Here is an 18,579-nt window from a genome sequence, read left to right as displayed (position 1 = left end):
TCGTTCGATCCAGTCATCAGGCGGTGAGCGCACCGGTCTGCGGTTGGGCGACGGCCGCGGGATTGCCGTCGAGGTTGGCGGTGAGACTTGCTGCGAGGGTACGGGCCACGTTGTCCCAGCCGGCGGCGACGCCAAGCGTCGCCATGTCGACTGTTTCGAGCCCCGCGTAGCCGCATGGATTGATCGCGAGAAACGGTTGCAGGTCCATGTTCACGTTCAGACTTACCCCGTGATAGCTGCAGCCGTTGCGGATTTTCAGGCCAAGCGCCGCGATCTTGGCGCCGACATGCGGCCCGGCCTCGGGCCCGGGCGCCACGTAAATGCCGGGGGCGCCCGCCTTGCGTTCTCCGGCGAGATTATACGCCGCCAGGGTGTCGATCACGGCCTGCTCGATCCGGCTGACCAGTTCGCGCACCATCAGCTTGCGCCGCCGCAGGTCGAGCAGCAGATAAGCGACCACCTGGCCGGGCCCGTGATAGGTGATCTGCCCGCCGCGGTCGACCTTGACGAGCGGAATCTTGCTATCGGCCGCGAGCAGGTGTGCCGGATCGCCGGCCTGGCCGAGCGTGAAGACGGGCGGATGTTCGACGAGCCAGATTTCGTCAGGGGTGTCGGCGGTACGGGCGTCGGTGAACGCGCGCATCGCGTCGAAACTGGTCTGGTAGGGTTTGCGGCCGAGCCAGCGCAGCGTAGGCGGCTCGATGGCAGGAAGAGGAGACGGAGAAACCGGGGTGGCGCACATGATTCCGGGAGTTTACCGAAATCTCGGAAACCGCGCCCGAGGGGACGGGAAACCTGGCGCAGCGGGGCTGGCGCGCCGCCAGCCCTCTCGTAAAGCACAGCGTTGCCGCCGCGCCCCGCTCAAACCGTGCGCCAGCCGCCGCGCACGCGCATCATCCAGCGCTCGCCGATGCGTGCGAGCCAGTTCAGCGCGCGCTCGTCGCAGCGCGTCGGCACCGAGAACGCAACCTTCGCGAACGTGGCGCCTTCGGCGCTGAGCCAGAGCCGCTCGCCGCGCCGCAGATGCAGCGTCTGGCCGGGCTGCAGCCAGTAGTCCTTCGTGTCGTCGCTACGCGTGACCCACACCGCGCCGCCATGCACGCGCAACTTCGTGCTGCGTGCCACCTTCAGCGGCAGCGTGTCGCCGGTGCGGATTTCATATGCAATGCTAGAGGAAATTTCTCGCATAATGCCCTCGCCAAAAATCGTTTCCTGACTAGAATCCTAGGTGCAGCAAGGACTTGGGCAAAACGATCAATTTTCACGTCTATGTGAGAAATATTGCGATGGACCTGCGTCAACTCCCCGCCCTGAACGCGATCAAGGCGTTCGAAGCCGCCGCCCGCCACGAAAGCTTTTCGCGCGCCGCCGACGAGCTCTTCGTCACGCACGGCGCAGTCAGCCACCAGATCCGCGCGCTCGAGGCCGAACTCGGCGTGTCGCTGTTCGCGCGCGACGGCAAGCGCGTGCGCCTCACTGAAACCGGCCGCCGCTACGCTACCCAGGTGCGCGCCGCGCTGATGGAGCTCGTCGATGCGACCCGCGCGATCCGCGCCGGCGACCGCGAGCGGCGTCTCGTGATATCGATGCTGTCGTCGTTCGCGGCGCGCTGGGTGACGCCGCGCATCGGCAGCTTCATCGAGGCGCATCCGCAGTGGGATCTCGAGTTGCTGACCACCAATGCGCTGACGGACTTCGCGCGCGACGACGTCGACGTCGCGATCCGTTTTGGTTTCGGCAAATATCCGGGGCTGCACGCGGAGCTGCTGCTCGACGAAATTTTCTTCCCGGCCTGCTCTCCCAACTTCAACGGCGGCAAGCTGCCGCAAACCCCGGCCGATCTCGCCAAGGTCCCGCTGCTGCGCTCCGACGACGAGCTATGGCGCCCGTGGTTCGACGCCGCCGGACTCACCGACTGGCCGGAGCCGAAGCGCGGCGTGCTGTATCAGGATTCGTCGAATCTGCTGCAGGCGGCCGTCGACGGCCAGGGGGTCGCGCTGACGCGCCGCTCGCTGGCGATGCACGAAATCGCGGCAGGCCGGCTCGTGCGGCTCTTCGATGTGGATGGGCCCAGCCCGTGGCAATACTATCTGGTCTGTCTGCCGCAGATGCTGGAGACCGCGCGGGTCAAGGCGTTTCGCGACTGGGTGTTCGACGAGGTGGCGCGCTTCAGGCTGCTGTTCGATCTCGCCTGCGAGGCGGGCCCCGCGGCGTGCGCGCGCCTCGCGGTGGAGCAAGCGCCGGCGGACGCGTTGCGCGTCGCGCCGTGAGGTAGATAATCGCGCGCGGCGTTACAGCACGACCTTGACCATCGGATGGCCGGTCAGCGCGCGATAGATGTCGTCGAGATGCGCGCGGCTGGTGGCGCGCACGTGGACGGTCAGCCCCGTGTAGGTGCCGCTGCTCGACGGCCGCGTTTCGACCCGAGAAGCATCGACCTCGCTATCGAACACGCGCACCACTTCGACGATCGTCGCGGCAAACTCGGGATGCGATTTGCCCATGATCTTGATCGGGAAATCGCAGGGAAATTCAAACAGTGAGTCGTTCTCGGGATTCATTCTCTACTCCTTCTTCCACAGCGTCCGCCGCGGCGGCTTCAGCCGCCTTGGCTCGCTGATACGCCGCATACAGCGCCGCAAACACCGCACCCGGCCGGCCGGTGCCGACCGGCGCGTCGTCGAGCCGCGTGACCGGCAGCACTTCCTTGGTCGCCGAGCTGACGATGATTTCATCGGCCGCACGCACTTCCGCCTCGGTGATGTCGCGTGCTTCGAAGCGGATACCGCATTCGGCCGTCAGTTCCTCGATGAGCCCGTAGCGGATCCCTTCGAGAATCTTGTTGCTGCGCGGCGGCGCGGCCACCACGCCATTCTTCACGATCCACACGTTCGACGACGACCCTTCGGTCAGCAAACCATCGCGGAACTGCAGCGTCTCGAAGGCGTCGTTTTCGGCCGCGTATTGCGCCATCAGCACGTTGCCGAGCAGCGACACCGACTTGATGTCGCAATTGAGCCAGCGACGATCCTCGGCGCTCACGCAAGCGACACCGCTCGCGCGCTGCGCGGCGGCGGGCAGGTTCAGCGCGGTGACCATCACGAACACGGTCGGCTTCACGCCGGCCGGGAACGCGTGAGCGCGCTTCGCGACGCCGCGCGTGACCTGGATGTAGGCGATCGCGTCCTGATTGGTACGCAAGCCGCCGTCCGCTTCGTTGGCCTCGACCACGCGTTCGATCAGCTCGCGCCAACCGGCGTCGTCGAGCGGATTGGCGATGCCGATCTTGCCGACCGAGCGCGCGAGACGCGCCAGATGCTGCGTCAGACGAAACGCGGTACGGCGCCCGCTCGCGTGCGCATACAACGGCGCCACTTCGTAAATGCCGTCGCCGAAAATAAAGCCGCGGTCGAGCACCGGCACGCGCGCCTCGGACAACGGCACCAGTTCGCCGTTCAGATAAACGATCGGGTCCGGCGAGACCTCGGAGACAGCGGTCATTGCGGCGTAGCCCTTACTTCTTCTTGTTGAACATCAGCATCATCGAATCCCACACGCGGCCAACCACACCGGCTTGCGGGACCGGCTGCAACGCGACCACCGGGAACTGCGCGAGCACCTTGCCGTCGGCGACGAACTTGGCGGTGCCGACCTGCTGGCCGTTCGCGATCGGCGCGACGAGCGGATCGTTGAGTTCGATCTGCGGCTTCGCCTTGTCGGCCGCGCCCTTCGGCAGCGTGACGTACTGGTCGCCCTTCACGCCGACCTGCACGCTGTCCTGCGAACCCTTGTAGACGCGCGGCGTGGCCACGACCTGGTTCGCCTTGTACAGGCGCGTCGTGTCGTAGGCGGTGTAGCCGTAGTTCAGCATCTTCAGGCTGTCCTGCACGCGGTCATGCTCTTTCTGCTCGCCCATCATCACCGAGACGAGACGGCGCGACGCGTCGGTCGCGCCCGGCAGCGGACGCTTCGCGCTCGCGATCAGGCAGTAGCCGGCCGCTTGCGTGTGGCCGGTCTTCAGACCGTCGACGGTCGGGTCGATCCACAGCAGACGGTTGCGGTTCGGCTGCTTGATCTTGTTGTACGTGAATTCCTTGACCGAGAAGATGTTGTAGTAGTCCGGATAGTCACGGATCAGGCGCGCCGACAGGATCGCGAGATCGCCCGCGGTCGTGTAGTGCTGCGGGTCGGGCATACCGTTCACGTCGGCAAAATGCGTGTGCGTCATGCCGAGCTTCTGCGCTTCCTTGTTCATCATGTCGACGAACTGCGCTTCGCTGCCGCCCACCAGTTCGGCGAGCGCGATCGCCGCGTCGTTGCCCGACTGCACGATCATGCCGTACACGAGGTCGTGCACGGTCACCGGCTTGAGCGCCTCGATGAACATGCGCGATTCGTCGTTGCGCACGCGCCGCACGGCTTCGCTCGGCTCGATGCTCTGATCCATCGTGATCTTCTTCGTGTCGAGCGCCTCGAACACGAGATAAGCGGTCATCAGCTTGGTGAGCGACGCCGGCTCGACGCGCTCGTCGGCATTGGCGGACGCGAGCACCTGGTTGCTGGTCGCGTCGACGAGCACCCACGAGCGCGCGTTGACGCCCGGCGGCGGCACCTGCGCGAACGCGCTGCTCGCGACGAGCGTGGCCGGCAGCACGAGGCCGACGGCGATGGCGCGATTGAGCGAAGTGGGAACGAAAGAAGCGACTGACGGGAATGACGTGCGGCCAGAGGAGGAGAAACGCATAGGGTCGATTCGTGCGGAAAAAAACGTTGCGCGACAGCGCGCGGAGTTGGGGGAGCCGGTCGGCGGGGCTTCTGGCCGTAAAACGGCGGGCGCCCGTTGGACTGATGGCGACGCAAGCGGTTCGCGAGCACAGCGCCGCGCACCCGGCCGCGCCCTCCCGCGAAATGACTCCGCGGCGCGCGATTCTGCCGGCTGGGCGGCGCTGTGCCCAAAAAAAGAGCGCTCATTATACGCGCGCTACCTGGTCACTTTCGCGCGTGTGTCGTGGATTTGCACACGTTTGCGCGCACCTGTCCCCCGCAAAACGCGCGTCGCGCGTTTTAGCGCCAGGCGTCGACGATGATCCGCTTCAGGATGTGAAGCTTACGATGCAGAAAGTGTTCGGCACCCGGAATCACGACCACCGGCAGTTCCTGCGGGCGCGCCCAGTCGAACACGGATTGAAGCGGAACGGTCTCGTCGACTTCACCGTGAATCACGAGCGTGCTGTCGGGCACGGGCGCGACGTCCCAGCGGCTCGCCGCGGTACCGACGAACACGATGCGCTCGATTTCCCGGCCTTCTTTGCGCAGCTTCGCCGCGACGTGCGACAGCACCACGGTGCCGAACGAAAAGCCCGCGAGCACGAGCGGCAGATCGCCATAGTCCGGATCGGCGCGCATGTGTTCGAGCACCGCGCACAGATCGTCGCGCTCGCCGACGCCCGCGTCGTGCTCGCCCTGGGTCTGGCCGACGCCGCGGAAATTCGACCGGTACGTGACGTAGTTCAATTGCACGAGCGTGCGCGCGAGCGTCTGCGCGACCTTGTTGTCCATCGTGCCGCCAAACAGCGGATGCGGATGCGCGACGAGCGCGATGCCGCGCGGCGCGGCGCTTTTTTCGCGCGCCGCGTCGGGCAGGTCCAGCGCGACCTCGATCTTGCCGACCGGGCCGTCGATCAGATACTTCTTCGTGTTGACATTCATCGGGATGCCTGTGGATCGTTTCGTGGTTCGCGTTATTGATCGATCTTCAGACGCTCGACGATCTTGCCGTTCGCAAGATGCGATTCGACGATCTCGTCGATATCGCTCTCGTCAACATAGGTGTACCAGACGGCCTCGGGGTACACGACGAGCGTCGGCCCCAGTTCGCAGCGATCGAGGCAGCCGGCCTTGTTGATGCGAACCTGGCCCGGACCGGCGAGGCCGAGCTGTTTCACGCGCTTTTTCGCGTATTCCTGCATCGCCTGCGCGTTGCAGTTCGCGCAGCTCGGGCGGTCGGCGCCGGGGTCGCGTTGATTCAGACAGAAGAAAACGTGGTGCTTGTAGAAGGAATCCATGATGTCCGGGGAGGCAAGCCTGAAAGGGGGCAATGGCACTGGCAGCACGCGGTATGCCGCAGCGCCCGTCGTGCGGACGATTATAGCGACCGGGCTGTGCAGGCGTCGGCGCCCGGCGGCCGGCGCGCAAGCACGTCACACCGGCTTCGCGCGCCGCTTCAGCCACGCCCGCTCGACCGCGAACGCGAGCCACACCAGCGCCGCATAGGGCCACATCCAGGCGAGCCAGCGCGCGAGCCCGTTGAAATGCAGATAGCGACCCTGTCGCCAGTCGGCGAGCACGGCGTCGAAATACGGATTCACCGGCAGCAGATTGACGAACACCAGCGCGACGACCAGCGCGACCCCGGCGAGCGTCGCGCGCACGCGCCGCCGCAACGGTAGCGCGGCAAGCGCGGCGACGCTGCCGCACACGAGTCCAATCAGCGCGCCGGGCGTCGCCCAGTAGAACGCAAGGCCCGATTGCGATTGCAGAAACGTCGCGCCGACCTTCACGCACAAGGTCGCGACGATGAACACGAACAGCAAGCGCACGCGCGGCGCCTGCCGGCGCGTCGGCAGCGACGCGAGCGCGAGCGCCGCGAACAGGTTCAGCGTCGTGATCAGCGCTTCCCACGTGTCGTCGGGCAGCCCCGCGGCGGCGGCCGCCGCCCAGGCGCCGACGTGCCACGCGGACGGAGTCCATGCGAGCAGCGCGTCCTGGGTGGCCGGATCGGAGCTCTGCCACAGCGCGCGCGGCCAGTTGCCGAGGCCGAACAGACGCGGCGCCGGGTACATCGTCGCGAACGGCCACGCGGCGACGAGGCACACGAGCGTCGCATGGCCGCGCTCGAACCACAGCAGCCGCAAACGCCTGAGCAAACCGCGATCGAGCAGCGCGCCGGTCAAGGGCGACATCGTCGCCGCGCCGACCAGCGCCCCGAGCGTGTTGGCGGCAAGGTCGAGGTTGGAGGCGACGCGCGTCGGCAGATAGGTCTGCACGGCTTCCATCGTGCCCGACAGCAATGCCCCGAGCACGAACGCGAGCGCGATGGCCAGCGTGCCGCGCCAGCGCGGATACACCGCCAGCACCACCAGCGCGCCGAACGGCAGATAGCCGAGCACGTTGGTGACGACGTCGAACGCCGTCAGATACTGCGGCATCGGATCGAACAGATAGGCAAACGGCGCGAGGCCGAGCGAGCGCCAGCCCGAGAATGGATACCACGAACCGTAGACGATCAGCGCCGTGTACAGCAGCAGCGCCTGACGGGCCAGCGCCGACGGGCGGCGCAGCCAGGGGCGTTCGCTCATGCAGCGCTCCGATACGTGCGCTGCCCGCCTGTCATTGCGCGGCGACCAGCGCCTGCGAGCCGAGCCACGTGGCGATCTGCGCGACGAGGTCGTCGCTGGCCGCGGCGAGCGCCCGCGCGCCGCCGGCCGCATCGGCCGAATGCGCGGGCGCGCGCGCGACGAAGGTCTGCTGGCCGACCACCTTGCCGCCCAGTATCAGCGTCGCGCGCGCGGTGATCGCGCCGTGGCTGTCCGTCTGGCTGTCGAACACCTGCTCGAATTCGGTCAGATCGACCCGCAGCACCGGCGCGACCACGCCGTCGGCGCCCGTCAGCACGGTGCCGCGCTCGCTCAGCGTGTTGCGCAGGCGCTGCGTCAGCAATTGCGACGGCATCATCGTCCAGTGGCTGTTGGCGTAGGGGGCGGTCTGCTGCGCTTCGGCGTAGCTCAGCCGATAGATCAGCCGGTCGGATTCGAGTACGGACGGCGCGCTGACCTCGAGCACCTTGACGGCCGGCAGCCGGCTCGCGGCGGTGCTCTGCGGCGGCGGCCCGAAGTCGTAGCGGACGTCCGACACCACCGCGGACGTGCCCGCGCAGCCCGTCGCCAGCACGCCGAACGCGAGCAGCGCCGCGAGCGCGGCGCGCGAGGACAACAGTCGGTGAATCGAGCGTGACATGGGCATCTTCCTCTGTTCTGGCCTGCGGATTTATTGGGCTGCGGGGGCTGCGGGCGCGGCCGCAGCGGCGGGCCACGCGAAGCCGGCCTCGCCCGGACCCGGCGCCGGGCGCGGCGCACCGAACAGCACGCTGCGCGGATTGGTGTTGAAGGTGTCGGCGGCGCGGTCGATCGATTGCGCGGCCGCGCGCACGTCCTCGGTGAGCGAATTGACGCGCGGCAGCGTCTCGTAGCCGACCCGCGCGGACAGGTCCTGCAGCGACGCGTTCATCTGCGTGAGCGCATCGCCCGCCTGCTGCGCGGCCGTGCCGACCTTGTTCAGATTGCGGTCGAGCGGGCCGTCCGGCCGGTTCAGGTTCGTGATCATCTGGTTGGTCGACGCGAGCGTGTGGTTCAGCTGGTCGATCGTGCCGGGCAGCTTGCTGGCGACGGGTGCCATTTCCTGAGTCAGCGTCGCGACGCCCGAGGCAGCCTGCGCGATGTTCGCCGCCGTCTCGTGCAGCTGTTCGACCATTTCAGGCGACAGCATGTCGTTCACGTTGTCGGTGACTTTTTCGAGCTTGCGCAGCAGTATGTCGCCGCGTTGCTGCAACTGGTCGAGCAGGCCCGGGCGCATCGGCAGTTGCGCGACCTGTTGCGCCGACGACGGCAGCGGCGTCAGGTCGCGCCCGGTATCGTCGAGCTGGATGAAGGCGATGCCGGTTACGCCCTGCAAGCCGAGGCTGCCGAACGTCGAATGGGTGATCGGCGCGTGCACGTCGACCATGATGCGGATCAGGATCTGCCCCGGATGCGTCCGGTCGAATTTGATCGACTGCACGCGGCCGACGTCGAGCCCGCGAAAGCGCACCGCGGCGTCCGCATAGAGGCCGGTCACGTTGGTGCGCGCGATCAGGTCGTACGGCACCCGCACGGTGCGGTCGACGTTGAACAGGTACGCCGCCAGCGCGATCGCCGCCGTCAACACGACCGTGAAAAGCCCGGCCCAGAACGCATACGCTTTGTTTTCCATTGTCAGTTTTCCTGGATCATAGCGGCCCGCTTGATGGCGGCCGGCCTCACAGCGGCAACTCGGACGACGCCGGCTCGAGCGCCGCCTGCGGCAGCTTTGCGCGGCGCTCGGGCGGCAGCGCCTGCAGCGCGCGGCGCCCGCGCAGGCCGAGGAAATATTCGCGGATGAACGGATGGTCGACGCCCGCGGCCTCCTCGACCGGCGCGTTGACGAGCACTTTGCGATCGGCAATCACGGCCACGCGCGTCGACAGCGCGACCATCGTGTCGAGATCGTGCGTGACCATCACGACCGTCAGACCGAGCGCGCGGTGCAGCCCGGAGATCAGCTCGACGAATTCGTCGGACGCCTGCGGGTCGAGGCCGGCGGTCGGTTCGTCGAGGAACAGCAGTTCGGGTTCGAGCGCGATCGCGCGCGCGATGCCGACCCGCTTGATCATGCCGCCCGACAGCGCCGACGGCATCTTCGACGCGTGCTTGCACGGCAGCCCGACCATTTCCAACTTCAGCATCACGATGTCGCGCAGCAGGTCTTCGGGCACCTTGCCGAGCTCGCGCACCGGTTGCGCGACGTTGTCGAACACGGACAGCGACGAGAACAGCGCGCCGCGCTGGAACAGCATGCCGGAGCGGCTGCGCATCAGCAGCGCGGTTTCGGGCGAGATCGTCGAGAGGTCTTCGCCGAACAGCTTGATCGTGCCCCGCGACGGTCGTTCGAGGCCGAGTATCTGCCGCACCAGCGTGGTCTTGCCGGAGCCCGAGCCGCCGACGATCGACACGATCTCGCCGCGCCGCACGTCGAGGCTCAGATGCTGATGCACGATGTTGCGGCCGTAGCGCTTGGTGATGTCGATCACCTCGATCACCGGCTCGGCGATCGACGGTACGGGCTGGCCGCGGACGGCTTCGGTCAGTGGCGCGATCATCCGAGCCCCACGTTCTGAAAAAGGATCGCGAACACCGCGTCCGCGAGAATCACGATGGTGATCGACGTGACCACCGAAGTCGTCGTGCCTTCGCCGAGACTCTGCGAATTGGCCTTGATACGGAAGCCGAAATGACAGCCGGCGATCGCGATCAGCATACCGAATACCGCGCCCTTGCCAAGGCCAATCCATAGATTCGCGATCGGCACGACGACGGGCAGTTGCCGCGCGAAGAAGCTCATGTCGATGCCGAGCACGAGCTTCGCGGCGAGCGCGCCGCCGGTCAACGCGATCATGTTGGTCCACATCACGAGCAGCGGCATCGCGACGGCCAGTGCGATCACGCGCGGCAGGATCAGCCGCAAACCGTGCGGGATGCCCATCACGCGCATCGCGTCGAGCTCCTCGGTCACCCGCATCACGCCGATCTGCGCGGTGATCGCCGAGCCCGAGCGGCCCGCCACCAGAATCGCCGATAGCACCGGGCCGAGTTCGCGGATCACCGCGAGGCCGAGAATATTGACGATGAACTGGTTCGCGCCAAAGATGCGCAATTGCTGTGCCGACAGATAGCTCAACACGATACCGATCAGGAATGCGACCAGCGCGGTGATCGGCAGCGCGCGGGCGCCGGCGTTGTAGATGTTCGCGGAGATTTCGGTCCACGGCGTGATTTTCGGCTTGCGCACGATCGCCAGCAGATCGAGCACGAAGCGCCCGAGCATCGCGACGCCACCCTGCATGTGCTCGACGAACGAGAACAGCCCGAGGCCGAGACGCGTGAAGGGATCAAAACGGGTGACCGGCTCGGCGCTCTCGCGCACCGTGTCGAGCAGCGCGATGCGCTCGAAAATGTCGCGCTGCGTGTCGGTGAGCGCGGTGCCCGGCGGCATCTTGCGGCCCCACACACGCCACAGCGCCTGGCCGCCGACGTGGTCCATCCTGTCGACGCGCGACAGATCCCACCCGCCGATGCCTTGCGCGCCGGTCAGCGAACGCAGTTGCGGAATCACTTGCCCGGTGGCGCGATCGCGCGCGAGCGCGAGCGCCGTCCACTGGCCCGAGAGACGGACGATCTTGCCTTGGCTGCCGGCCGCGACTTCAAGGCCGGGCGGAGTGTCGTAGTTCAAGGATCGCGTGAATCTGGTTATCGGATTAGGGGCCATTGTAACGAAGGCTCGGCCGCCGGTCCGCACTGATGCACATCGATTCGCGTCGATCTTTACGGTCCGGATTCGGGTTCCGCGCGGGTTCGCTGTGGCTACAATATGAGTCATGAATGCCTCCAAGACTCCCGCCTCCCCGCCCGCTGCTACAAGCGCGCCCGCGGCCTCGTCGTCGGCGTCGACCGACTGGCGCATCGATCGCGAACGCGCGGTCCAGCTGTTCGGCGCGCATGCGCACGACTGGCCGATCGAAATCGTCGAAGAAACCGGCTCGACCAACGCCGATCTGATGACCCACATGAAAGCACTGCCGCGACGGGCGAACGCGCTGCCGCGGCCGATCGTGCGCGTCGCGTATCTGCAGACCGCCGGACGCGGCCGCCGTGGGCGCCCGTGGTACGCGGAGCCAGGCAACGCGTTGCTGTTTTCGGTCGCGTGCGTACTGCCGCGACCGCTCGAAGGGCTCGCGGGCTTGAGCCTCGCGGTGGGCGTCGCGCTCGTCGACGGGCTGCGCTCGCTGCCGGTCGCCGCTCCCGGACAGTTCGCGCTGAAGTGGCCGAACGACGTGCTGCTCGAAGGCGACAAGCTCGCCGGCATCCTGATCGAAACCGCGTGGAGCACCGACGACGCGAGCGCGGTCGTGATCGGCATCGGCACTAATGTGAAGGGGGCCGATGAACTCGCAGCGAAGGTCGGCGCGCTGAACGCCGAAGTACCGCCGCAGGCGCGCGGCGCCGTGCCGACCGCGTTGCAGCGCGCGCTGCCGAACGCGAATCTGACCGATACGCTGGCGGCGGAATTGAACGCGCTCGAACCGATGCTGCAGCGCTTCGGCGCCGAAGGCTTCGCGCCGTTCCAGCCGCGTTGGAACGCGGTGCATGCGTACGCGGGCCGCGACGTCGTGCTGCTCGAGCAAGGCCAGGAGCTCGCGCGCGGCGTGGCGGCGGGCGTCGACGAACGCGGCCAGTTGCTGCTCGATACGGCCGAAGGGCGCCAGAGCATCGCGACCGGCGACGTGTCGCTGCGCCTCGCCGACGGTGCCGCATGACGCAGCGCGCGCCGTATCTGCTGATCGACGCGGGCAATAGTCGGATCAAGTGGGCGCTGGTGCAGCCGGACGGGACGCAGTTGGCGAGCGGTGCGCTGGCGCATGACGACGTTGCCGTATCTCATGGGCGTTCTGGTTTGCAACCCGGTTGGGCCGACTGGCCGACGCCATGTGGAGCGTGGCTCTCCAACGTCGCAGGCGCGGAGGTCGCGGCCCACATCGCCGCGCTGGTCGACGCTCACTGGCCGCAACTGCCGCTCACGACGATCCGCGCGAGCGCGCATCAATGCGGCGTGACCAATTGCTATACGACACCGCACTCGCTCGGCAGCGACCGCTGGGCCGGCGTGATCGGCGCGCACGCGGCGTTTCCCGGTGAACATCTACTGCTCGCGACCTTCGGCACCGCGACCACGCTCGAGGCGTTGCGCGCGGACGGCGCGTTTATCGGCGGATTGATTGCGCCGGGCTGGACGCTGATGATGCGCTCGCTTGGCGAGCACACCGCGCAACTGCCGACGCTCGACTCCGCCCATGCACGCGGTCTGCTAGACCCGGCCGATACCGCCGACGCGCCCCGTCGCGGTCCGTTCTTCGCGACGGATACGCCGCGCTCGCTGTCGGCGGGCTGCACGCTGGCACAGGCGGGATTGATCGAACGGATGTGGCGCGATCTGCAGGATGAGTGGCGGGTGCCGGTGCGTCTCGTGGTCAGCGGCGGCGCCGCCGACGCGGTGGCGAGCGCACTGAAAGTGCCGCATACTCGCCACGATTCGCTGGTTCTGTCGGGGCTCGCGCTGATCGCAGCCGAGGATTCGGCGCGCCGAAGCGGCTGATTGCCGGCCGCGAGCGGGTGTTTTACGGGTACCCGAGTTTCTCCTTGACGCCCCAAGCTCAACTTCTCTCTGGATTGGAAACACCCACGATGCTTCGCTGGCCGATTGCCATTCTGATTGTTGTCAACGTGCTGGCTTTCGTCGCGCTGCGTGGCGCCTTCGGCCCGTCAACCAGTTCCCACGGACGCGAGCCGAATTATCTGACCCGCCAGATTCATCCGGACTGGCTGACGGTGCGGCCGGTCAGCGCCGCCGATGCGTCCGATCAGGCGGTGGTCGGCGGACCCGCGCCGCAGGCGCCGATCTCGACCTCGGAGCTGCCGGAGTAATCAGGTGAGCGACGCGTACGGTTAGCGGTCCAGCCGGCCGCTGCGCGTTGCCGCGGCGGCGCGCGGCATCACCCCTGCGTACGCACCTTCTTCAACAGCGCGGTCGTCGAGCGATCGTGCTCGAACGCAATTGCGAGCGCCTTGCCGCCCCAGCCGCGCACGAGTGCCGATTCGGGCAGCGCGTCCATGTCGTAGTCGCCGCCCTTCACGAGCACGTCCGGGCGCAGCGCGGAAATCAGCTCCACCGGCGTCTTCTCGCCAAAGCCCACCACGTAGTCGACGCTTTCCAGCGCCGCGAGCAAAGCCATGCGATCGGCCTCGTTATTGATCGGCCGGTCGTCGCCCTTGCCCAGCATCCGCACCGATGCGTCGCTATTGACACCGACGATCAGGCACGCGCCCAGCGCCTTTGCGTCGGCCAGATAAGTCACGTGACCGCGATGCAGGATATCGAACACGCCGTTCGTAAACACGACGGGCGCGCGCAGCGAAGGACGCAGCTTCGCGAGAGCATCGCGCGTCAGAATCTTGCGTTCAAAGATGGCGGTCATCGCACGGTCACAGAGTTGGGGGAGTTAAGGAATTGCGGGCAGAGGAAGGCGAGGTGCCGTCACGATACACGCTGGACGGCGCGAAGCAAAACGGTCCGGCAAGCTCACGCTTGCCGGACCGCCTTTTGAAACGGTGCTGAAGCCGCTCGAGCCGTTACGCCGGCTGCTGCGCCGGGTTTTGCTCAGCGGCCTGCAGACGCGCGACCACTTCCTTGCGATAACGGTTCAATTCCTGCGCGGTGTTGAACGTGCGTTCGAACAACAGCGACAGGTTGTGCAAAATGCGCTCGACGACCTTCTTTTCCCAGCCGTCGTCGAAACGGATCTGCTCGTCGAGCCAGCGTTCGAGCCATTCCGGATCCGGCAGACGCGACTGGATCGTGTCGCGCGGGAACAGCGCCTGGTTCACGTGCAGGTTGGTGGGGTGCAGCGGCTTTTCGGTGCGACGCGCCGAGGCCATCAGCACGCCGATCTTCGCGAACGCGGCACGCGCGATGTCGCCGGTTTGCGCCATCGCCTTCTTCATGTAGCGCAGATACGCGCCGCCGTGGCGGGCTTCGTCGCGCGAGATGGTTTCGTAGATGTGCTTGATGACCGGCTCGGTGTGCCATTCGGCGGCGCGGCGATACCAGTGATTCAGGCGGATTTCGCCGCAGAAGTGCAGCATCAGCGTTTCAAGCGGCGGAGCGGGATCGAACTCGAAGCGCACCGCGTGCAGTTCCTCTTCGGTCGGGCACATTTCCGGCTTGAAGCGGCGCAGATATTCCATCAGCACCAGCGAGTGCTTCTGCTCCTCGAAGAACCACACGCTCATGAATGCGGAAAAATCGCTGTCGTGATGATTGTCACGCAGAAACATTTCCGTGGCGGGCAACGCCGACCATTCGGTGATCGCGTTCATCTTGATCGTCTCGGCCTGCTCGTCGGTCAATAGCGATGCATCGAATTTGTCCCAGGGAATGTCCTTCTCCATGTCCCATCGAACGGATTCGAGCGATTTATAAAGTTCCGGATAAAGCATGGTGTTCATAGTCCCACCCCTGTTCTGCACATACTGTGTGTGTCTGTTGCTACGTGTAGCCGTTTTTACCTACGACGAACGGGCGTGCCGTTTATCGGCCAAGCATTCAATTTTACGCGTTAACCGGCCGCCCAGAAGCATCGGGCAGCAAAGAAGTCCGGGCTGTTGTATTGGCGCCTGAAGCGTAAATCGTGAATCGTGAATCGGGCGCCGCGGCCAACCGTGGGTGAGGAATACCCTTTGCCTGAGGTCGAGCCAGTCTGCGAATGACGCGAGGACGGCGGGATTGGTTGTTTTCAGCGCACGCCCCAAAGCCAGATCAAGCTTAGACAATGATAGCACGCGCCTCCCACGAAACCCGTGACAGAAGCCGCGCGAGCGCGCTTTGGCATTGACTTCTCTCAATAAAGTCGGCGATTTGCGCGGGTCGAAATCGCCGGTGCGGGAATACGGCAAAAACGGCGGCGATGAGTTGTCTTCGTTATCGCGAAGTGATTCGTGGAGCGACAGGTAGAAGGGGAAGCGCGGACTCGGCCGCGCTCCATTTGTCCTGGCTGTCGCTGTCGCGCCGGGTGCGGGCGCGTTGCCCGCACCGCCCGCTCAGGTCGATTTTTTCGGCGTTGCCGCGCTCGTCCCCGCGCCGGACGCGCGTTTGGCCGACGGCGCGGCGCGCTTCGCGGCCGGCCGTTTGGCGGCGGGCTTTGCGCTTTGCGCGGCGGCGGCCGGTGCTTGCGCGCCCGACGCATTCGCCGCCTTAGCCGGTTCCGGCGTCCCTTGCGTGCCCCCGCCCGCTGCGGCAACCGCGACGGAAGGCTGCGTCATCGCGAACTGCGCGATCTGGTTGAACTGCGATTGCAGCAGATTCCACCACGCGGATGCGTCGAAACCAGGCGTGGCGGGCGCTTCCTCTGCGTCGCTGTCGGCCGGCGCGGCGCTTTCGGGCGCCGGCTCGGCCGGCTTCGCCCAGCTCGGCGCCGGCGCAGGGCTCGGTGCGGGGCTCGGCGTGTCGCTCGCGGCCGGACCCGACGCAGCCGCCGCCGCCTGCGACATCGACGACTGCGCGAACGCGCCGAACGCGCGCAATGTCGAGAGCGTCGCGCGTTGCACTTCGAGCGCCTGGGTCGCCGACTGCAGCATGCTCAGATTCAGCTTCAGCCATTGCTCGACCGCGCGCATGTCGGTGATGCGCTTGTCGAGTTCCTCGACGCTCGTGAGCGGCGCCATCATGTCGGACATCATCGACAGCGACGGAGTGGTGCCGCCAGCCGGCTGCGCGCCCGTCATGGCGGCGCCGAACGGCGACAGCCGCATCATGCTCCACATGCGATCGAGCATTTCAGCGGGCGGAAAACCGGGAAAGCCGGGAAAGGGCGGCGCGGAGCCAGTGGTGTCGGTCATGGTTGTCGCCTCGGTGCTGGATGATAGGTAGAGCGCGCGACGCCGCGCGCGTTGATTCGATCATACCGTTTGGGATATGACATCAAGGTTGTTCGTCGTGACGTGGACCGGCCGCGCCGAAATCGGGCGCGCGACGCTCGCGCAACGAGCTCAGGCCTTCGCGCACGTCGGGCCCTGCGAAGCCCATGAATTCGAGCGCGAGCGACGTATCGAACGCCGGCCCAGCGGTGCGCAGCCAGTTGTTCAGCGCGTACTTGGTCCAGCGGATGGCGGTCTGCGACCCGTCGGCGAGCTTGCGCGCGACCTCGAACGCCTTCGGCAGCAGTTCGCTTTCGTCGACGGCGAGCGACACGAGCCCGATGCGCTCCGCCTCCTCGCCGCTCACCGGCTCGCACAGCAGCAGGTAGTACTTCGCCTTCGCCATGCCGCACAGCAGCGGCCAGACGATCGCCGCATGATCGCCCGCGGCGACGCCGAGGCGCGTGTGCCCGTCGATGATGCGCGCCGTCTTCGCCGCGATCGAGATATCGGCGAGCAGCCCGGCGACGAGCCCCGCGCCGACCGCCGGACCATGCATCGCCGACACGATCGGCTTGCCGCAGTTGATCACGTTATAGACGAGGTCGCGCGCTTCGCGCCACACCCGCGTGCGCACCTCGAAGTCGTTCGCCATGTCTTCGACGAGCTGCAGATCGCCGCCGGCCGAAAAGCCCTTGCCCTCGCCGCGAATGATCGCGACGCGCGTGTCGGGATCGCGATCGATGTCGCGCCAGATCTCCGCGAGCTCGTAATGCATGCGCGCGTCCGCGGTCGCGAGCCCGCTTTTGTTCGCGCCCTCGCCGCTCATTACGACTTCGAGCACGCCGTGCGGATGACGCTGCAAACGCAGCGACTGATAGTGCGCATAGTACGCGTCGTTCGGTTGCGATGACTGAGCCATGGTGAGCAGTCCGGAAGAGGTTCGTTCAGTCGCGCGCGAAACGTCGCGACCCGTTCAATGCGGCTGATAAAGCCACTTGCCATTGGTGATTTCGACCATCACGCGGGCGCGCTGATCGAGCCCGAGATGATCGGCCGCGCTCATGTTGACGACGCCGTTGGTATCCGCGAGCCCGCGGCTTCCTTCGAGCGCGTCGCGCAGCGCGCGGCGAAACTGCGGCGTGCCGGGCGCGCCGGCCTTCAGCGCGAGCGGAATCGCATGCTCGAGCAACGCGCCCGCGTCCGACGTGTATGAGCCGAACGCCGACACGCTGCCCGCGCCGTGCAGCCCCTCAAAGCGCGCGATGTACTCGAGCGCGAGACGCTTCGCCGGATGATCGGCCGGCAATTGCGCGGCGACCAGCACCGGGCTCGCGGGCAGGAACGTGCCATTGCAATCGGCGCCGCACACGCGCAGGAAGTCGTTGTTGCCGACGCCGTGGTTGTGATAGATGACGCCCTTGTAGCCGCGCTCGCGCAGCGTTTTCGGCGGCAGCGCGGCAGGCGTGCCGGCCGCGCCGACCACCACTGCATCCGGGTGGGTCGCGAGAATCTTCAGCACCTGTCCGGTCACGCTCGGGTCGGTGCGATTGAAGCGCTCGCTCGCCACCACGTCGATGTGATGCAGCTGCGCGAACTTCGCGACCTCGGCGTAGAACGTCTCGCCGAGCGCGTCGGCCTGGCCGATGTACGCGATCGTCTTCACGCCGTGTCCGCTCGCATGCTCGGCGATCGCCGAAGCCATCATCGCGTCCGTCTGCGGCGTCTTGAAGACCCAGCGACGTTTCGCGTCGACCGGCTCGATGATTTTCGCGGACGACGCGAGCGAGATCATCGGCGTTTCACCCTCGGCGACCACGTCGATCATCGCAAGCGAATTCGGCGTGATCGACGAGCCGATGATCGCGTCGACGTGATTCTCGCTGATCAGCTTCTTGGTGTCCTGCACCGCCTGGGTGGTGTCCGATGCATCGTCGAGCACGATGTACTCGACGTTCTGCCCGCCGATCTGTTTGGGCAGCAGGGCGACCGTGTCGCGCGCGGGAATGCCGAGCGACGCGGCCGGCCCGGTCAGCGACAGCACGAGACCGATCTTCACCTGCGCGAACGATGTCAGCGGCAACGCGCAGGCGAGCGCGGCGCACAGCGTCGCGGCGCGCCGAGCGAAGCGCGAGCCGCGTTGATGCGCACCACATGCGCTCGTGCGCGCGTGAACCGATGATGCGCAAGCGCGCCGATGTTCATCTGCGGGGAAGTCCAATCGCGGCATGCCGTCTCCTCACGTCGGGTTTTCGTTGTG

General features: G+C 66.6%; 21 protein-coding genes. 4 read left to right on the top strand and 17 right to left on the bottom strand.

Annotation, left to right across the window (positions count from 1 at the left end; genetic code table 11):
- Positions 1–16: 16 nt before the first annotated feature.
- Both lipB and EVC45_RS21905 read right to left on the bottom strand, forming a co-directional pair.
- Positions 17–742, bottom strand: coding sequence for a lipoyl(octanoyl) transferase LipB (gene lipB, locus EVC45_RS21910; RefSeq protein WP_129960331.1), 726 nt, complete (start codon positions 740–742; stop codon positions 17–19).
- A gap of 119 nt (positions 743–861) precedes the next feature.
- Positions 862–1,188 carry a DUF2917 domain-containing protein gene (locus tag EVC45_RS21905; protein ID WP_062125729.1) on the bottom strand — a complete coding sequence of 109 codons (327 nt, stop codon included), beginning with the start codon at positions 1,186–1,188 and terminating at the stop codon, positions 862–864.
- A 98-nt stretch (positions 1,189–1,286) separates the two neighbouring features.
- Here EVC45_RS21905 and EVC45_RS21900 point away from each other — a divergent pair, with 98 nt between their 5' ends.
- Positions 1,287–2,270: a transcriptional regulator GcvA gene (locus EVC45_RS21900; protein WP_129960352.1), complete on the top strand. Its 984-nt coding sequence runs from the start codon at positions 1,287–1,289 to the stop codon at positions 2,268–2,270.
- A gap of 21 nt (positions 2,271–2,291) precedes the next feature.
- Here EVC45_RS21900 and EVC45_RS21895 read toward each other — a convergent pair whose 3' ends face one another.
- The 10 genes from EVC45_RS21895 to EVC45_RS21850 form a co-directional block, all read right to left on the bottom strand.
- On the bottom strand, positions 2,292–2,561 hold the full coding sequence (locus tag EVC45_RS21895) for a DUF493 family protein (protein ID WP_129960330.1): 270 nt from the start codon (positions 2,559–2,561) through the stop codon (positions 2,292–2,294).
- A complete protein-coding gene (locus tag EVC45_RS21890; protein WP_129960329.1) occupies positions 2,533–3,501 on the bottom strand; it encodes a D-amino acid aminotransferase in 969 nt (322 codons plus the stop codon). Before EVC45_RS21890 ends, EVC45_RS21895 begins: the two co-directional genes overlap by 29 nt.
- Positions 3,502–3,514: 13 nt before the next feature.
- Complete coding sequence (locus tag EVC45_RS21885) at positions 3,515–4,744, bottom strand: D-alanyl-D-alanine carboxypeptidase family protein (protein ID WP_129960328.1); 1,230 nt, start codon at positions 4,742–4,744, stop codon at positions 3,515–3,517.
- Positions 4,745–5,064: 320 nt separating this feature from the next.
- Positions 5,065–5,709: an alpha/beta hydrolase gene (locus tag EVC45_RS21880; RefSeq protein ID WP_129960327.1), complete on the bottom strand. Its 645-nt coding sequence runs from the start codon at positions 5,707–5,709 to the stop codon at positions 5,065–5,067.
- Positions 5,710–5,741: 32 nt separating this feature from the next.
- Complete coding sequence (locus tag EVC45_RS21875) at positions 5,742–6,065, bottom strand: ferredoxin (RefSeq protein WP_129960326.1); 324 nt, start codon at positions 6,063–6,065, stop codon at positions 5,742–5,744.
- 135 nt (positions 6,066–6,200) lie between these two features.
- Positions 6,201–7,358 carry a VanZ family protein gene (locus tag EVC45_RS21870; protein ID WP_129960325.1) on the bottom strand — a complete coding sequence of 386 codons (1,158 nt, stop codon included), beginning with the start codon at positions 7,356–7,358 and terminating at the stop codon, positions 6,201–6,203.
- 31 nt (positions 7,359–7,389) lie between these two features.
- The gene (locus EVC45_RS21865) at positions 7,390–8,016 is read right to left on the bottom strand and encodes an ABC-type transport auxiliary lipoprotein family protein (protein WP_129960324.1); all 627 of its coding nucleotides are present in this window, start codon (positions 8,014–8,016) and stop codon (positions 7,390–7,392) included.
- Between the two features lie 30 nt (positions 8,017–8,046).
- Positions 8,047–9,027 (bottom strand): MlaD family protein, encoded by a 981-nt coding sequence (locus EVC45_RS21860; protein WP_129960323.1) that lies wholly within the window; start codon positions 9,025–9,027, stop codon positions 8,047–8,049.
- 46 nt (positions 9,028–9,073) lie between these two features.
- Complete coding sequence (locus EVC45_RS21855) at positions 9,074–9,952, bottom strand: ABC transporter ATP-binding protein (RefSeq protein ID WP_129960322.1); 879 nt, start codon at positions 9,950–9,952, stop codon at positions 9,074–9,076.
- Positions 9,949–11,082, bottom strand: coding sequence for an ABC transporter permease (locus EVC45_RS21850; protein WP_129960321.1), 1,134 nt, complete (start codon positions 11,080–11,082; stop codon positions 9,949–9,951). The genes EVC45_RS21855 and EVC45_RS21850 overlap by 4 nt, the downstream gene beginning before the upstream one ends.
- A 145-nt stretch (positions 11,083–11,227) precedes the next feature.
- Between EVC45_RS21850 and EVC45_RS21845 the strand changes: the two genes are divergently transcribed.
- From EVC45_RS21845 to EVC45_RS21835, 3 genes are all read left to right on the top strand, one after another.
- Complete coding sequence (locus tag EVC45_RS21845) at positions 11,228–12,166, top strand: biotin--[acetyl-CoA-carboxylase] ligase (protein WP_129960320.1); 939 nt, start codon at positions 11,228–11,230, stop codon at positions 12,164–12,166.
- Positions 12,163–13,002, top strand: a complete 840-nt coding sequence (locus EVC45_RS21840) for a type III pantothenate kinase (protein ID WP_129960319.1) — start codon at positions 12,163–12,165, stop codon at positions 13,000–13,002. Before EVC45_RS21845 ends, EVC45_RS21840 begins: the two co-directional genes overlap by 4 nt.
- Positions 13,003–13,091: 89 nt before the next feature.
- Positions 13,092–13,331, top strand: coding sequence for a hypothetical protein (locus EVC45_RS21835; RefSeq protein ID WP_129960351.1), 240 nt, complete (start codon positions 13,092–13,094; stop codon positions 13,329–13,331).
- Between the two features lie 68 nt (positions 13,332–13,399).
- Here EVC45_RS21835 and rfaE2 read toward each other — a convergent pair whose 3' ends face one another.
- The 5 genes from rfaE2 to EVC45_RS21810 all read right to left on the bottom strand — a co-directional run bounded on the left by rfaE2 (position 13,400) and on the right by EVC45_RS21810 (position 18,549).
- Positions 13,400–13,882: a D-glycero-beta-D-manno-heptose 1-phosphate adenylyltransferase gene (rfaE2, locus tag EVC45_RS21830; RefSeq protein WP_129960318.1), complete on the bottom strand. Its 483-nt coding sequence runs from the start codon at positions 13,880–13,882 to the stop codon at positions 13,400–13,402.
- A gap of 154 nt (positions 13,883–14,036) precedes the next feature.
- The gene (locus tag EVC45_RS21825; RefSeq protein WP_129960317.1) at positions 14,037–14,912 is read right to left on the bottom strand and encodes a ferritin-like domain-containing protein; all 876 of its coding nucleotides are present in this window, start codon (positions 14,910–14,912) and stop codon (positions 14,037–14,039) included.
- A gap of 591 nt (positions 14,913–15,503) precedes the next feature.
- Entirely contained in the window at positions 15,504–16,301 is a 798-nt protein-coding gene (locus tag EVC45_RS21820; protein WP_129960316.1) for a PhaM family polyhydroxyalkanoate granule multifunctional regulatory protein, read from the bottom strand.
- A gap of 82 nt (positions 16,302–16,383) precedes the next feature.
- The gene (locus EVC45_RS21815; protein WP_129960315.1) at positions 16,384–17,241 is read right to left on the bottom strand and encodes an enoyl-CoA hydratase/isomerase family protein; all 858 of its coding nucleotides are present in this window, start codon (positions 17,239–17,241) and stop codon (positions 16,384–16,386) included.
- Between the two features lie 54 nt (positions 17,242–17,295).
- A complete protein-coding gene (locus EVC45_RS21810; RefSeq protein ID WP_129960314.1) occupies positions 17,296–18,549 on the bottom strand; it encodes an ABC transporter substrate-binding protein in 1,254 nt (417 codons plus the stop codon).
- Positions 18,550–18,579 lie beyond the last annotated feature (30 nt).

It is taken from the genome of Paraburkholderia sp. UYCP14C (assembly GCF_004197395.1).
In the GTDB taxonomy this organism is placed as follows: domain Bacteria; phylum Pseudomonadota; class Gammaproteobacteria; order Burkholderiales; family Burkholderiaceae; genus Paraburkholderia.
The sequence above is the reverse complement of the archived record's forward strand: the minus strand, read 5'-3'. Positions and strand labels throughout refer to the sequence as shown.